Consider the following 15,810-nt stretch of genomic DNA (forward strand, 5'->3'; position numbering starts at 1 on the left):
GATGAAAAACTGTTTAATTTTACTATCGCTCATATTTCTATCATACTCATATGAGCAGAAAAAAGAGCAAAAAAGCATAACCGCAATAAATAAGGCAGAATTAAACAAAACTGACTCTTTAATTTCTCATAATGAAAATAAGTCATCAATAGTAGTAAAAGAATCAGATTCTATAACGATTCCCAAATCTTCTATTTGGGCAACAGACTGTAAATCTGATAAATTCATTAGTATTAAAATAGACATTAACAATATACAGTTTACAATACCTGCCAGATTTTCTATGAATGCTCAATTAAAAAAAGTGGGCAATAATAAATACGAATTTTATTTTACCGATTTTCCTCCGATCATCCCTCTTCCTGATGAAATGCAAAACTGGGAAAATTTAGACAACAAAAAGGCCGTAGGCTATCTTCAAATAATTGATGAATCTAAAATAAACTTAACCTGGTTTGGTTTTTATAGTAAAAAAACTAAGAAAAATATACAAACTGAAAATCCTTTCAATAAAGAACATAATGTTCCTGCAAGCCTTATTAAATGTTCTGAATAATTTTAAAACCTTTGAATTAAACAATGAAGTACTATTTAATCCTAATATTATCATCATTTGCTATTGTTAACTGTAAAAAGAATAATAATACGAAAAAAAATACATCAGAAGTTCAACAGATTCAAAACATTTCAAATCCTCAAAAGACTAAAATTGAAAACAATAGATCTTTTGTTATTAGCTGTGGTTCGGGTTGCGCAATGACTTATACTGCTGAAAATATTATACAAAATGATGCTACTTCAATAAAAGTTAAGTTCAAAGTTGAGATGTATACTGATGAACAGTTATCCGATACCTACTATGAAACTTATTTTTTTTCATATAATAAAAATAAAGAAATTGAAAAAATAAGTATTGAAGGAAAAAATGAAAATGTTCTAAGTAATCTTATGCCCGATGCACAAGACTCTTTTAGAGAGTTTGCTGCTGAAATTATCCTCATAAATGAAAACCATTAGTTCTGAAGAAAAACTCCACACCAATTCACCCCATCTATAAATAATTTAGAAAAGAAATTTCGTTTCATTTAAAAAATATTTATACCTTTGCTCTGTGATTTTTAACAACGGAACATATTATTATAGAATTTTTACCTCAGCTCTGGGATAGGGATTCTTATGAATATAATTTAAAACCTCGTCCTAGGGACGAGGTTTTTTTATTTTAAAAAATTAAAAAAGATGAAAATAAGTATTATTGGAGTAGGATTGATCGGAGGTTCGATGGCTTTGAAATTAAGAGAGAAAAACCTGGCCAGCTTCATCTACGGAATCGATAACAATACACAGCATATCAGTGAAGCATTAGACCTTAAAATAATTGATGCCGGAGTAGATCTTGAGCATGGAATTAAAAATTCGGATCTGATTATTCTTGCCATTCCTGTAGATGCTGCCAGAAAACTGCTGCCATCTGTTTTGGATCTTGTGTCTGATCAGCAAACTGTAATGGATGCCGGTTCCACAAAAGCAGGAATTGTAAATGCGGTAAAAAACCATCCGAAGCGTTCAAGGTTTGTAGCTTTTCACCCGATGTGGGGAACAGAAAACAATGGTCCAAAATCCGCTATTATAGAGAGTTTTTCCGGAAAAGCAGGCGTAATTTGCAACAAAGAAGAATCTGCTGAAGATGCGCTGGCTACCGTTGAAAAAGTAGTCAATTCACTTGACATGCACATGATCTATATGAATGCAGAAGATCATGATGTTCATACTGCTTATATTTCTCATATCTCCCATATTACGTCTTACGCCCTTGCCAATACTGTACTGGAAAAAGAACGCGAGGAAGAAACGATTTTCCAGCTTGCCAGTTCCGGTTTTTCAAGTACGGTTCGTCTTGCCAAATCGCATCCTGAAATGTGGGTTCCCATCTTTAAACAAAACAAAGAAAATGTACTTGACGTTCTGAACGAACATATTACCCAGCTCAGAAAATTCAAATCCGCGCTGGAAAAAGAAAATTATGAATACCTTGAAGAGCTGATTTCCAACGCCAACAGAATCAGAGGAATTTTAAGATAAAATTCTCTTATACGATACTAAAAGCCCAACGGTTTTTACTTTTATTTTATTTTATTAAAAATCCTTAGACAGCAATGTCTAAGGATTTGTATTTTTAAATAAGAATGATTTCTGTTAACATTCCGGAACGTTGACTGCAATCGCTAATCCGCCCTCCGAAGTCTCTTTAAAACGGTCACTCATAGACTGAGCGGTTTCCCACATCGTCAAAATCACCTCATCCAGTGTTACTTTTGCTTTGGTAGGATCACTTTCCAATGCAATATTGGCTGCCGTAATCGCTTTCATAGCACCCATTGTATTTCTTTCAATACATGGAATCTGTACCAGTCCTTTGATAGGGTCACAGGTTAACCCAAGATGATGTTCCATAGCAATTTCTGCTGCCATCAATACCTGTCCTACACTTCCTCCTAAGATTTCTGTAAGTCCGGCTGCTGCCATTGCAGAAGATACTCCGATTTCCGCCTGACATCCTCCCATCGCTGCAGAAATAGTCGCATTTTTTTTGAATAATGTTCCGATTTCTCCTGCTACAAGTAAGAATCTTACAATATCATCTTCACTGATAAATGGTGTAAATGCCTGAGAATACATCAATACTGCCGGAATTACCCCACTCGCTCCATTGGTAGGAGCCGTAATAATTCTTCCGAAACTTGCATTCTCCTCATTCACTGCCAGTGCAAAACAGGCAATCCATTTGTTGATATTGGTAAAGTTCTCCTCAGCGTCTACAACCTGTTGGAACCATTCATCTTTATTCTTATAAATCTTATCTCCCAGCAGCTTTCTGTTGATTCCTGCTGCTCTTCGGGTAACATTCAGTCCGCCCGGAAGAATTCCTTCTTTGTTTACTCCTTTATAGATACATTCTTTGATCTGCTGCCAGATGTAAAGCGCTTCCTGTCTTGTTTCTTCCTGAGTTCTCCAGCTTTCTTCGTTCATGAAAATCAGATCTGATATTTTATCAAATCCAAGTTTCTCACAATATTTTGCAATATCCGAAGCCTTATGACAAGGATATAATGTACGTACACACTGCTTTTGAATAGAGTTTTTTTCCTGGCTGGCGATAAAACCTCCTCCTACAGAATAAAAATCCTGCACAAGTTCTGTTCCGTCTTCGAAAACAGCTCTGAAGATCATTCCGTTCGGATGAAAATCAAGGCTCTTTTTCATATTTAAAATCAAGTGATGTCCGTAAACAAATGGAATAATTTTTTCTCCTCCCAGATTAATGGTTTGAGTACTTTTGATGTATTCTATTTTCTCATCAATTTTTGAAGTATTGATGGTTTTAAAATCTTCTCCATTCAACCCAAGCATCCCTGCAATATCAGTTCCGTGTCCAATCCCCGTTTTTGCGAGTGAACCAAAGAATTCAAGAAAAACTTCTTTAACTTCTTCTATTGATCTTTCTCTTTTTATAATCCTGATAAATGCAGCAGCTGCATTCCAAGGCCCCATCGTATGCGAACTGGACGGACCTATTCCTACTTTAATAATCTCAAAAACCGATATTGATTCCATAAATGATTCGTCATTTTCCTCAAAAACAAAGATACATGATAAATCCTAATATATGCATAGCAAAAGCCCAGATTTATTTGGTTTTGACAGTCCATAAAATAAGTATTTTTGTAAATGAGATGGTTGTATGAATTTCAATCTGATCTATCATTACATTGTTCTTTTTAATCATTTTTTAAATGGAAACATTAATTAAAAGCATTCTGCAACATGTGCAACTAAATCCTGAAGAAATAGCTGCCTGCAAAAACTTCTGGACAGAAAAAACATTGGAGAAAGGTGATTTTCTATTGAGAAATGGGGAAATCTGCCGTCATGACAGTTATATTATTTCGGGGGTTTTAAAAGCTTTCTGCATCAATGAGGAAAACGGAAATGAAGAAATTCTCTTTTTAGCCATTGATCATTGGTGGGCAACAGATATTGCCAGTTTCTCAAAACAAAAACCTTCCATTTATAATATACAGGCGGTAGAAAAGACAAAACTCTTACAGATCAGCCATCAGTCTTTCCAAAAAATGCTGAAGGAAATTCCATCCTTAGAAAAATACTTTAGAATTATTCTGGAAAGCTATCTTGGAACGCTGGAAAAAAGAGTTGTGTTCAATCATATGTATAAAGCGGAACAAAAGTATTACGATTTCCTGGAAGCTTACCCCGATATTTCCTCCAGAGTTCCCCAATACTTGATTGCTTCTTATCTTGGCGTTTCCGCTGAATTTATCAGCCGGATCAGGAAAAAAAATAAATCCTCTTGAACTAGATCAATTTTTCAGGAATAAATAATCAGGAATTTTGCTGGTATAAATTCTTAACAAATGAAAATACTGATTATTAATGCCAGTGTAAGACATGAGAGATCTTACAGCAGAAAACTGACCCAGCTTTTCGTTGAAAACTGGACAATGAAATATCCTCTTGACACCTTCACCTACAGAGAAGCAGGAACTGATATTATTCCCAATATTAATGAATCCTGGATTGCAGGAGCGTTCAAAAAGCCGGCAGGCAAAACCGAAGAAAACCAAAGGCCTTTACAGCTCAGTAATGAACTCGTCAAAGAGCTCAAAGAACATGATGTATATGTAATCGGAACTCCCATGTACAACTGGTCTATTCCTTCCGGATTAAAAGCTTATATCGATCAGGTAATGCGGATTAATGAAACCTGGAAATTCAGATCCGGAGTTCCGGATGGTGATTATGTAGGACTTCTTGAAAACAAAAAGCTCTTTATTCTCTCAACCCGTGGTGATACCGGATACGGAGAAAATGAAAAAAACGGACATATTAATTTTCAAACGACCTACCTGAAACATATTTTCGGGATCATGGGCGTAAACGATGTCACCATTCATTCCTTAGATAATGAAGAATTTGGCGGTGAAGTCTTTGAAAATTCTAAAAATAAAATCTTCGAAGCGATCGAATCCATTCAATAAATCATAAATATCATACAGGGCATCAGGTCACACTTTTGCCCTTTTTATCAGCTGAAACTTTCCTCGTGCTGAGAAAGATCGAGACCTTTATTTTCGGACTCTTCAGAAACTCTGAGCGTAATAATAGAATCCGTAATTTTATATAAAAGCAGCGAACCGAAGAATGTAAAAACAGAAACCAAAACCAATGCGGCCATATGATGAAGAAAAACATCAATTCCTCCATGAAGCAGACTCGCTTTTTCACCATGTGCAAAAATGGCGGTAAGAATCATTCCCATAATTCCTCCTACCCCATGGCATGCAAAAACATCCAGCGTATCATCTATTTTCTTTAAACCTTTCCAATTGACCATCACATTAGAAACAATCGCTGTAATAAAACCTATAAAAAGACTTTCCTGAATGCTTACAAAACCACATCCGGGAGTAATCGCTACCAGTCCTACCACAGCTCCGATACACGCACCCAGAGCCGAAACACTTCTCCCATTGATTCTGTCAAAAAAGATCCAGGTCATCATTGCTGAAGCAGAGGCAATAGTAGTTGTTCCAAAAGCAGTAGCAGCAGAGGCAGAAGCACTCAGTGCAGATCCTGCATTAAAACCAAACCATCCGAACCACAGCATTCCTGTTCCCAGAAGTACATACGGAATATTAGAAGGCTCATGATGCGGATTTTTTCTATTGCCAACCACCATAGCTCCGGCAAGGGCTGCAAAACCAGCACTCATATGTACCACGGTGCCACCTGCGAAGTCTTTTACGCCAAAATATTTGTTTAAAAGGCCGTCAGGATGCCATACCATATGACAAAGCGGAGTATAAATAAAGATGCTGAAAAGAACGATAAATAATAAATAAGAAATAAAACGAACCCTTTCTGCAAAAGATCCGGTAATAATCGCAGGGGTAATAACGGCAAATTTCATTTGAAACAAAGCAAAAAGGATAAAAGGAATAGTTGGAGCCATCATTTTATGTGGCAGATTCCCTACTCCGTTAAAAAAGGGATAACTGAGAGGATTTCCAATGATTCCATAATGTTTTCCAGCGATGGTAATTCCCAAAGATTCACCAAAAGACAGAGAAAAACCTACTACTACCCAGGCCATAGAGATAACCCCTAAAGCAATAAAGCTCTGCAGCATGGTAGAAATGACATTCTTCTTTCCGACCATTCCTCCGTAAAAGAAGGAAAGTCCCGGTGTCATGAGCAGAACAAGTCCTGCTGCAGCCAAAATCCAGGCTACATCAGCACCTACAATTTTATCTTCACTTAGAAATTCTCCCGTATCAGGAATATCTGCAGCCGGGTTCCAGAATAAACCTCCTACTGCAACCAGTGTGATGACAGAAAATGAAACGATCCATTTTAATCCTACTTTCATAAATTTTATATTTAACCCTATCAAATTTAAACATAAATTTCATAAAAACTACATTTTTAAAACAGACACCCCTTAAAAAAATATTCAATTATTAATATTTGTTATTTTTTTTAAGAAAACACCTCCTTCAGTATTTTGGAAACTTCTTTGGATTTAGTAGCCGGGAAAAGATGAGTTCCTCCTTTCACCACATAGTCAGGATTCGAATAACGAATTGGAAAAACAATGTCTTTATCTCCCAAAATCTGAATTACATTGGGATTTTCTTCAAACTTCCATTCGGAAACCTTTTCTACAGACCATTTCAGATAATAAGGATCTCTGACTTTAAAATATTGTAAAAGTTTGGGATTTTTGGGATCAAAAAGTTTTCGGACAACAGCATACACATTGGCTGCTTTATCGTTAAACAAACCCACCGGCAATATTCTTGGAATTTTGGTAACCTCACCGGTCTTAATAAATTTAGACTTTTCCTTGTCCGATTTTATACTTCCCAGAATCACTACTTTCTCCGCAGGTTTCAATTGGTTAATCTCCTGCACCATAATTCCTCCAAAAGAATACCCCAACAGACAGAATGGTTCAGAATCGTCTACTTTTTCTGCCATTCTTTTAACATATACATCAAAGGGCTCATTTTTTTCGGGGATGAGCCAATCTATAAAAATCAATTCATAGTGTTCGGGAAACTCTATTCTTTCAAGGACTTTAAAGTCTGCTCCCAGACCGCTTACGATATAAATTTTCATACCACTAATTTATAAAAAATACAGAGAAACAAGGAATGGCTTCTCCAAATCTTTATTGAATAAAGTCATAAAAAAAATGAGCCATTCTGATGAACGGCTCATTTCTATATTGATTATATATCTTATTTTTTCTTCTTTGGAATTCTATTCTCGTTATCCAGCATTTCTGTGGTAACTTTGAATTGAATGTCCATTTCGTTCTTAATGAAATAATCTTTCAATGAAGACTGATAGAATACTTTAAAGTCTCTTCTGTTCAGAGAGAACTTTGCAGACTCAATAGAGGTTGTAAACTGAGTAACATATACATTCGCAGGGAAAGAAATTGTTTTTCTCACACCCTTAAGAGTAAGGTCACCGTATACTGTAGAATTGTATTCACTGTTTGCTAAAGGAATAATTTTAGTCAAATGGAATTTTGCAACAGGGAATTTTTTTACTTCAAAGAAGTTTGTACTTTTCAGATCATTGGTAAGCTTGATCTGATCTTCATCAGAAACATCTCCCGCCATCATACTTCTCATATCTATTACAAACTCTCCGTCTACCAGAACCGTATGGTCAAAATTGAATTTTCCGCTTTTCAGCTTTACTGTTCCTGAGTGGGAAGAAGCTTCGGTTTTCACCACCTTATACCCCCACCATCTGATCTCTGATGAAGTCACTTTTGCAACCTTATCAAATTTCTTTTGGGCAGAAACAAATGATATACTTGCGCACACCATAGCAAACAATAGTAATCTTTTCATTCTTTTTTATTTACAATTCAACAAAAATAAAAAAAAGTGTAGAACTTCTACACTTTTAATAATCTTTTTTTGATTAATTTATTGAGCAGTTACTTTTACAAGCATTTCAATATCATCTTTCACAAAAACATCCTGCATAGTAGACTTGTAAGCTACATCAAATTTTTGTCTGTCGAAAGAGAATTTGTTTGAAACTAAACTTACTACTCCTTTGCTGTAAGAAATCTTAGCAGGGAAAGAAACTGGGTTTGTTTTTCCTTTCACAGTAAGGTTTCCTGTTACAAGAGAGTTATACACTTTATCGTTGTTTTTCTTTACTCCTGTAATTTTGAAGCTTGCAGTAGGGAATTTTTCCACTTCAAAGAAGTCACCATTCTTAAGGTGCCCGTTCAGCTTTTGTTGATATTCACCTGTAAGGTCAGTAGAGCTGATTGAAGTCATATCCAAAACAAAGCTTCCTCCTACCAATTGGTTTCCTTTCATCACCATGTCTCCAGACTTTACTTTTACAGTACCCTCGTGAGAGCTTGCCTCAGATTTTGCTACTTTGTATCCCCACCAGTGTACATCAGACGCTACTACTTTTTTTGACTGTCCGAAAGCTAATCCACCAGCTAAAACTGCTAATAAAAATATTTTTTTCATTGAATAGAGTTGTTTACTTATTTAACGAGACAAAGGTAGCATCTTATTCGATAGATTTCATTGATGTATATCAATAAAATCTATTATTTTTATGAATAATATCATCTCAAAAAAAAACTCCGGATTTCTCCGGAGCTCTGTTTTATAATTGATAGTAAGCTGTATAAAGTGCTATACCATTTAATGCGGTGTGATTTTGCTTGACCAGGTAGATCGGAATATTTTTCAGCATTCCTTCCATTTTATCACTGATCTTGAATTTTTCATAGAATTTCGCTTTGTCGATATATTCTCTTATAGTCTGTGGAATATCTCCGGCAATGAACAATCCTCCTGTAGCTTTTACTTTTAATGTAAGGTTGTTTGCTTCTCTTGCCAGAAACTCTAAGAAAGTATCTAAAGCGATTCTGCAGATCAAAACATTTTCTTCTACAGCAGCTTTATATAATTCTTCTACGAAATTTCCCTGTGCAAGGCGCTCGCCCAACCATTCCGGTTCCGGATGTCTTTTCACATCTCTTAAGAATCGGTAGATATTGAATAATCCGGACTTGGAAAGTACATTTTCCCAGCTTACAATACCATAGATATTATTTAAAAACTGGTAAAACTCAACTTCCACGTTAGTTCTTGGTGAAAATTCTGAGTGTCCTCCTTCTGTAGCGAAAGGTCTCAGGTATTTTCCGTCAAAGAAATATCCGGCTTCCCCCAAACCATTTCCGGGAGCAAGAACGGCTACATTTCCTTTTTCAAGATGTCCGCTTGTATAAATAGCTTCCAGATCATTGTCTTCAAGAAGAGCCATTCCGTAAGCAGAAGCTTCAAGGTCATTCAGCATGTCTACTTTTCCAAACCCGAAATCACGGGCATATTCTTCAACATCTAAATTCCAGCCTAATCTTGCGGGGCTACTTTTTCCGTCTAGTACAGGACCTGGCACAGCCATTCCAAGACGTTTTACATTTTGCAGCTGATTATCCTGAATAAACTTCTTTAAAATATCTGAAAAAGAAGCATATTCTTTGGTTGCATATGTATTTTGTACTTGTATCTCAAGACCTCCGTTCCCGGAAACAAAATAGCCTAAGATTGTTATATCTTCACGGAGACTTGCCCCAATGATAGAAACATTATCATTATTACTGTTCTCTACTCCTGGTAAATAAAGTGGAAATTTTGGATTCAGAATCATAACCTCAAATTTTACCAAATATAATAATTGTTTTTGTAAATCCTGCACAGAACGAAAAAACCTTTCCACTTTCGTGAAAAGGTTTTGGTTAATAATTGTTTATATATTAAATCTAACTACTTTCCTAATGGAATATTGTAACCGAATCCTACACCGATATTCCCCACATTATAGTCCTGACCTGGTAAATCTCCCTTCGTTCCTACAAAAACCTTTTGGTATTGTACAAAGAAGTTCCAGTCTCTGTTGTGGTATCCGATCTCCGGTTTGATGTAGAAACCTCCGTTTGCTCTTTCCACATTGGTGTTTGAAGCAACTGTTTTATCTCCAACCAGGAATCCGTATCCTAAATCAGTTCCGAAATAGAAACCTGTTTGTTTTGGATAAATTCTGATTAAAGCTGCCACAGGCACTACTCCTACATCATTATTTTTATATCCGTTGTTCTCTTTTCCAAAATAGTGAGTATATCCTGATGCGATACCTAATCCAAATCCTGGTGTAATAAGGTTCTGGTAAGCTACATCCACTCCTACTGCAGCAGAAAGATTATCTGAGGGAACTGCTAAACCAACATTTGCGCCTACTTTGATCATATTATTCATTTGAGAACTTTGGGCACTTGCTATACCTGCTGTTAAAATACCAGCCAGTACTATTGCTTGTTTAAACATTTTCATAACTCTAATTTTTAAATTTTACTAAAAAAGAGGATGTAAAAATCATGCCAAGCAAGGCTATCTATTTGATTTTAACACTCAAATAAATCATAAAACAATGAATATCAATGAATTAATTTTAACAAAATTTAAATGTTTGTTTAACAAAAATTATCAAAAAATGATCCCGAAAAGTGAATTAAGAAGGGAATGGAAGTTGGAGTTTGAATGCTGGAAGAAATATACATCCATAAAACCAATTTTATTTATACAATACAAAGCTTCCAGCCTCAAGCTTCCTTCTTCCAGCCTACTCCTTCTCTACAATATTAACAAACCTTAACCCGTTTATTATTTTAACCTTTATCTTCGAAATACATCAAAAAAATAAATTCTCCCATGATGGCTGATTCATTATTAAAAAACAAGCATCTTCTTTGGCGCGCAGGATTTGGTGTTGGAGTTAATCAAATTGACGATTTGAAAAATAAGAACATTAAAACGTTAATGAATGAATTATTGAAAGAAGACAGCTTCACCGAAATTACTTATGATACTCCAGATCCTGATTTGGCAGCTGATTATATGAACAGTACAGCTCCTGCAGAAAAGAAGAAAGAAATGCAGCGGATCAACAGGGAGCAAAACAACGAACTGAATCTGAATTTCCTGAACTCTATCGTGAACAGTAAGGAGCAGACGAGAGAAAAGATGGCATTTTTCTGGCATGGGCATTTTGCATCAAGAGTACAAAATCCAAGGTTCAACAAACAGCTTTTAAATACGATCAGGAAAAATGCACTGGGAAATTTTAAAGATCTCCTTTTTGAGGTAAGCCAATCACCAGCCATGCTCAATTTCCTTAACAATCAGCAGAATAAAAAGGATCATCCTAATGAGAATTTTGCCCGTGAAGTCATGGAATTATTTACCATGGGAAGAGGCAACTACACTGAAAAAGATGTAAGAGAAGGAGCAAGAGCTTTTACCGGATGGAGCTATGACAAAGAAGGAAATTTTAAAGAAAGAAAAAATCTTCATGATGAAGGCAGCAAAACCTTTTTAGGAAAAACAGGCAACTTTGATGGAAGCGATGTTCTGAATATTATTCTTGATCAGAAAGCAACGGCACTCTTTATTACTACAAAGATTTATAAATTCTTCGTCAATGAGAAACCAGATCAGGATATCGTCAATAAACTCAGTACCAATTTCTACAATTCAGGATATGACATCAAGAAACTGATGACTGAGATATTTTCCAGTTCATGGTTTTATGATCAAAAAAACATTGGCAACCGGATAAAATCTCCTGTAGAACTGATGGCAGGTATCATGCGAATCCTTCCAATGCAAATCCAGAATCCTGAAAACCTCATCGTTTATCAGAAGTTATTAGGACAAATGCTTCTTTATCCACCCAATGTTTCAGGATGGCCGAATGGAAAATCGTGGATCGACAGCTCAACTCTGATGCTGAGACTTCAGGTTCCGCAGATCTGGTCCGGCCTTCGTCCTTTGGAATACAGTCCCCGACAGGATGATGACATAGACATGGGCATGAAATCCCGTGAAACAGCTTTAAACAAAAGCTTTAAAAACCCAAATATCACTATTGACTGGGGTCGTATTGAAAAGCTTTTCGCCAATAAAAACTGTGAAGATTATCTTCTTCAGAATACTCAAAGTCTTGATATGAGCTCTGTGAAGAACTTTTCCGACAAAAGCATAAAAATGAATGTCATCAATCTGATGTCTACTCCGGAATACCAGTTGATGTAGGGAGAAGATTGTAGGTTGCAGCTAGCAGGCAATAGCTGTTACAGTATAACCTAGCTTCCATTTATTTATTATTTGCTGCTATAAAATTTTTATAAAAACAAACAGTAGTAAAAATATAGACAAGTTCTGCAACCAGCAACCTATCATCTATTGCCTATCAACCACCTTTACCCTAAAAAGCAAAATTATGTTAATCAAAAGACGAGAATTCCTCAAAATAAGTTCACTGGCTACTGCTTCTATGCTGATGCCTAATTTCTTAAAAGCCATGACTCTGGATGAAGCGCTGAATCCTAATCAAAATATTTTGGTAGTTCTTCAGTTTACAGGGGGAAATGACGGTTTGAATACCATTATTCCGGCAAAAAATGATATCTATTTCAGGGAAAGGAAAACACTGGCCATCCAGGACTCCATGCCCCTTACGGACGAGGCAGGCATCAATCCGTCACTCTCCTATTTTAAAGAACTTTTTGATAATGGAGAACTTTCGGTGATGAATAACGTAGGCTATCCCAATCCGGACAAATCTCATTTCCGAAGCATGGATATCTGGCAATCAGCAAGCAGAAGTGATCAGTTTCTGGAAACAGGCTGGCTTGGGCGCTTTTTGGATGAAGAATGCTATCGCTGTGATCATCCTACCCAAGCATTAGAGGTAGATGATATGCTAAGTCTTGCTTTAAAAGGTGAAAATAATAAAGCTTTTGCCTTTAAAGACCCTAAAAGACTCTACCAAACCAGCCAGGAAAAATATTTTAAATCTCTCTATGATCATCATCACGATGACGAAACAGTGTCTTATCTTTATCAGACGTTAGGTTCAACCATTAATAATGCTGATTATATTTTTGAAAAAAGCAAAGCTAAAAAGACGGAACAGGTTTACCCAAATTCTCAGTTAGGAAAAGATTTCAAAACTGTAGCTTCTTTGATAAAATCGGACATCAATACTCAGGTTTATTATCTGTCTGTAGGAAGTTTTGATACACATGTCAACCAGAATGACAGACAGAAAAAATTATTTGACGATATTAATGAAGCGGTAAAATCATTTGTGGCCGATATGAAAAGTAATGGACTTTTCAAAAATATACTGCTGATGACATTTTCGGAGTTTGGACGTCGTGTTGCACAGAATGCCAGCAACGGAACAGATCATGGAACAGCCAACCAGATGTTCTTTATCAGTGGAAACCTTAAGAAAAAAGGGTTATTGAATGCACTACCCGATCTACAAAATCTGAATGAAGGCGACCTTATTTACAAGGAAGATTTCAGAAAAGTATATGCTACGATTCTAAAAAACTGGCTTAAAGCAGATTCTTCCAAAGTATTGGGATGGAAAGACGGGATCTATGATTTTGTATAGGGAAATTGCAGAAGTCATAAAAAAAGAGACTGTACATCCTTATGACAGTCTCTTTTTAAATAATTTTAAATTTTAACTACGTTTACATTTAAGCCGTAATCTGCTTAGGTTCTTTTTCTGTCTGATCTTCTTTTTTATCAAGTTTCTCAGATATTTTTTTAACAATATATTCTATCGCTATGGGTGCTAAGATGGCAATTAATGCCTTAAATATTCTTGATTTCATAATTAACTTGGTATTATTGGATTATTAGTACAATTTCCAAGCCAAGATAAAATATAAAAACAAATTAGTTTTCATCAGGTATAATCAGATTCTGATAATTTTTACTTCCTGTTTGAAATTTCTCTTCCATTTTCACTCTTAATTTCCGAGGTTTATGAACAATCAAAGAGTCACCAAACCCAAGCAGCAATCTTTCTAATTCAAAATTAATCTGAACACAAATTTTAAAGAGTGTGCCTTCATGATCTTCTTTAATAATCTCTTGACTTTTATGCAGCGGTTTGGTTTTTACATAGGGAGCATTGCCCGCATCTACCCAAAAAACTACATTTCTTGGATCTATTGATTCTGAAACCGTAACGCCTACAATATCTTTGAAATATTCATCACCATCCAGATCCTTATCAATATATTGAAGTTTTTCATCTGTTTCAATACTTTCCATTCTGTCCAATGCCAGATTGTACATTTTCTGTTTGTAAAGACAGATCAGAAACCAACGGTTGTTGAATTCCTTCAACAGCTGCGGGTGCACTGTAAAGATATTGGATTCCCTTGCTGTAAAGCTTTTGTAAAGAATCTTCAATACTTTTTTATTCGCGATACTTTCATACAGGATATCAATATGTTCCAGTCCTTTCAGTTGCTCATTCTTATCCAAATGAATAATCGATTTCTGACTGGTTGCATGGATAGAGTCTTCCAGTTTCTGAATGACACCATTCATCTCCTTAAACATGGAGAAGTCTTTGAATTGTTTTAAAATCTGAACCGCATTATTCATTGCCTTCAAATCACTATCATTCACAGAGATATTATGAATACTGTATTCCGGGTCACTGTAACGGTAGTATTTTCTTTCGTAGACTTCAATAGGAGCTTCATATCCGAATTTTTCACTCCGCATATTCTGAAGATCAAGCTGAACCGTTCGTTTGCTTACAAAAGATTCTTTTCCTTCAAATTCAAATAATGCTTCCGAACATTCATCAATGAGATCCTCCAGCGTATATTTTCTGTATTTGTTTTTAAGGCACTTATCTAGTGTTTTATACCGGATGAGCGCATTTTTATTAGATGACATTCCTTAGTGTTTAATGATTTGGTGTTTTTAATTGGCAGGTTTACTTTTGTTTCTGAAATTACTTCTCTTTCAAAGCATTATCGTCAAAAGTAATCCCTTCCCAACCGAATTTCATAAAGTTTCGGATATTCTGGTGATCAGTTCCTTCCGGATTTTTCAAAACATCTTCTCTGTAGAACTCACCAAAAAGCCAAAGAGTTTCTTCTTGTGTCAGATCATGGATGCTTGCAAAGCTAAAAAGCTTACACGAACCATTATTCTGCCCTGCCTGATTGGTTGCATCACCGTTTTGAAAAGCGGTAGGAGTAAATTCATAATGTTCATCAATATAAGTGATCACATCATTAAACTGGATGGTTTCCGGGAAATGTTTTAATTGTTCTAATAATACCATGAGCCTTGTTTTTTAAAATTATATACTATTTTCACGAATCAGTAAATCTACTTTTTCGTCTTTTTCACAAACTTTTTGTAAAAATAATTAAAATTTCTTTACCTACGCAAAACTATTGCGCAATAAGGGTATTACTTTGCATCATCAAAATGAAACAAAATGGAATTTAATGGAAATCATTTAATCGAATTAGGATATAGACCAGCAAAATGGTTTAAAGATGCCATTAGCTATATCAACGAGAATAATCTGGATGAGCATCAGATCACAGAATATCTGGTACAGTTCAAACAGCCGGATCTTATTCCGCTCCACGACACTGCTAAAGATTTTATGATCAACATACGTGCAGAACACGAAAGTGAGACTGATAATGTAGAAAAAGTAATCAAAACGATGAAAGTTCTGATGAAAACACCTACTCTGATTGGAGGAGCCTTAATGCCGGATGCCTGTCCAACAGGTCCCGAAGGTCAGATTCCTGTAGGAGGTGTGGTGGTTGCCCAA

General features: G+C 35.7%; 17 protein-coding genes. 7 read left to right on the plus strand and 10 right to left on the minus strand.

From position 1 onward, the window contains the following. Position 1: 1 nt before the first annotated feature. The 3 genes from ACM6F9_RS17570 (at position 2) to ACM6F9_RS17580 (ending at position 2,082) form a co-directional block, all read left to right on the plus strand. Entirely contained in the window at positions 2–556 is a 555-nt protein-coding gene (locus ACM6F9_RS17570) for a hypothetical protein (protein WP_414846915.1), read from the plus strand. Between the two features lie 23 nt (positions 557–579). Then, positions 580–1,017 carry a hypothetical protein gene (locus ACM6F9_RS17575; protein WP_414846916.1) on the plus strand — a complete coding sequence of 146 codons (438 nt, stop codon included), beginning with the start codon at positions 580–582 and terminating at the stop codon, positions 1,015–1,017. A 222-nt stretch (positions 1,018–1,239) separates the two neighbouring features. Continuing rightward, a complete protein-coding gene (locus tag ACM6F9_RS17580) occupies positions 1,240–2,082 on the plus strand; it encodes a prephenate dehydrogenase (protein ID WP_414846917.1) in 843 nt (280 codons plus the stop codon). Positions 2,083–2,196: 114 nt separating this feature from the next. Here the strand turns inward: ACM6F9_RS17580 and ACM6F9_RS17585 are convergent, their stop codons facing one another. Beyond that, on the minus strand, positions 2,197–3,615 hold the full coding sequence (locus tag ACM6F9_RS17585; protein WP_414846918.1) for an L-serine ammonia-lyase: 1,419 nt from the start codon (positions 3,613–3,615) through the stop codon (positions 2,197–2,199). 179 nt (positions 3,616–3,794) lie between these two features. Between ACM6F9_RS17585 and ACM6F9_RS17590 the strand changes: the two genes are divergently transcribed. Both ACM6F9_RS17590 and ACM6F9_RS17595 read left to right on the plus strand, forming a co-directional pair. Then, positions 3,795–4,373, plus strand: a complete 579-nt coding sequence (locus ACM6F9_RS17590) for a Crp/Fnr family transcriptional regulator (RefSeq protein WP_414846919.1) — start codon at positions 3,795–3,797, stop codon at positions 4,371–4,373. 60 nt (positions 4,374–4,433) lie between these two features. Next, the gene (locus ACM6F9_RS17595; RefSeq protein WP_414846920.1) at positions 4,434–5,057 is read left to right on the plus strand and encodes an FMN-dependent NADH-azoreductase; all 624 of its coding nucleotides are present in this window, start codon (positions 4,434–4,436) and stop codon (positions 5,055–5,057) included. Positions 5,058–5,104: 47 nt separating this feature from the next. On the opposite strand, the gene ACM6F9_RS17600 is transcribed toward ACM6F9_RS17595, so the two are convergent. From ACM6F9_RS17600 to ACM6F9_RS17625, 6 genes are all read right to left on the minus strand, one after another. After that, a complete protein-coding gene (locus ACM6F9_RS17600) occupies positions 5,105–6,448 on the minus strand; it encodes an ammonium transporter (RefSeq protein ID WP_414846921.1) in 1,344 nt (447 codons plus the stop codon). A 110-nt stretch (positions 6,449–6,558) separates the two neighbouring features. Beyond that, positions 6,559–7,200 carry an alpha/beta hydrolase gene (locus ACM6F9_RS17605; RefSeq protein ID WP_414846922.1) on the minus strand — a complete coding sequence of 214 codons (642 nt, stop codon included), beginning with the start codon at positions 7,198–7,200 and terminating at the stop codon, positions 6,559–6,561. Positions 7,201–7,322: 122 nt separating this feature from the next. Then, a complete protein-coding gene (locus tag ACM6F9_RS17610; RefSeq protein ID WP_414846923.1) occupies positions 7,323–7,949 on the minus strand; it encodes a YceI family protein in 627 nt (208 codons plus the stop codon). A gap of 78 nt (positions 7,950–8,027) precedes the next feature. After that, the gene (locus ACM6F9_RS17615; protein WP_414846924.1) at positions 8,028–8,594 is read right to left on the minus strand and encodes a YceI family protein; all 567 of its coding nucleotides are present in this window, start codon (positions 8,592–8,594) and stop codon (positions 8,028–8,030) included. 142 nt (positions 8,595–8,736) lie between these two features. Next, positions 8,737–9,786 (minus strand): glucokinase, encoded by a 1,050-nt coding sequence (locus ACM6F9_RS17620; protein WP_414846925.1) that lies wholly within the window; start codon positions 9,784–9,786, stop codon positions 8,737–8,739. Between the two features lie 116 nt (positions 9,787–9,902). Further along, positions 9,903–10,466 (minus strand): hypothetical protein, encoded by a 564-nt coding sequence (locus ACM6F9_RS17625; RefSeq protein WP_414846926.1) that lies wholly within the window; start codon positions 10,464–10,466, stop codon positions 9,903–9,905. Between the two features lie 381 nt (positions 10,467–10,847). Between ACM6F9_RS17625 and ACM6F9_RS17630 the strand changes: the two genes are divergently transcribed. Both ACM6F9_RS17630 and ACM6F9_RS17635 read left to right on the plus strand, forming a co-directional pair. Further along, complete coding sequence (locus ACM6F9_RS17630) at positions 10,848–12,227, plus strand: DUF1800 domain-containing protein (protein ID WP_414846927.1); 1,380 nt, start codon at positions 10,848–10,850, stop codon at positions 12,225–12,227. 187 nt (positions 12,228–12,414) lie between these two features. Next, positions 12,415–13,599 carry a DUF1501 domain-containing protein gene (locus ACM6F9_RS17635; protein ID WP_414846928.1) on the plus strand — a complete coding sequence of 395 codons (1,185 nt, stop codon included), beginning with the start codon at positions 12,415–12,417 and terminating at the stop codon, positions 13,597–13,599. 88 nt (positions 13,600–13,687) lie between these two features. Here the strand turns inward: ACM6F9_RS17635 and ACM6F9_RS17640 are convergent, their stop codons facing one another. The 3 genes from ACM6F9_RS17640 to ACM6F9_RS17650 all read right to left on the minus strand — a co-directional run bounded on the left by ACM6F9_RS17640 (position 13,688) and on the right by ACM6F9_RS17650 (position 15,303). After that, positions 13,688–13,825, minus strand: coding sequence for a hypothetical protein (locus ACM6F9_RS17640; RefSeq protein WP_165790522.1), 138 nt, complete (start codon positions 13,823–13,825; stop codon positions 13,688–13,690). Between the two features lie 64 nt (positions 13,826–13,889). Further along, positions 13,890–14,909 (minus strand): helix-turn-helix transcriptional regulator, encoded by a 1,020-nt coding sequence (locus ACM6F9_RS17645; protein WP_414846929.1) that lies wholly within the window; start codon positions 14,907–14,909, stop codon positions 13,890–13,892. Positions 14,910–14,967: 58 nt separating this feature from the next. Continuing rightward, positions 14,968–15,303 (minus strand): HopJ type III effector protein, encoded by a 336-nt coding sequence (locus ACM6F9_RS17650; RefSeq protein WP_414846930.1) that lies wholly within the window; start codon positions 15,301–15,303, stop codon positions 14,968–14,970. Positions 15,304–15,810 lie beyond the last annotated feature (507 nt).

It is taken from the genome of Chryseobacterium sp. IT-36CA2, assembly GCF_949767875.1.
GTDB lineage: Bacteria > Bacteroidota > Bacteroidia > Flavobacteriales > Weeksellaceae > Chryseobacterium.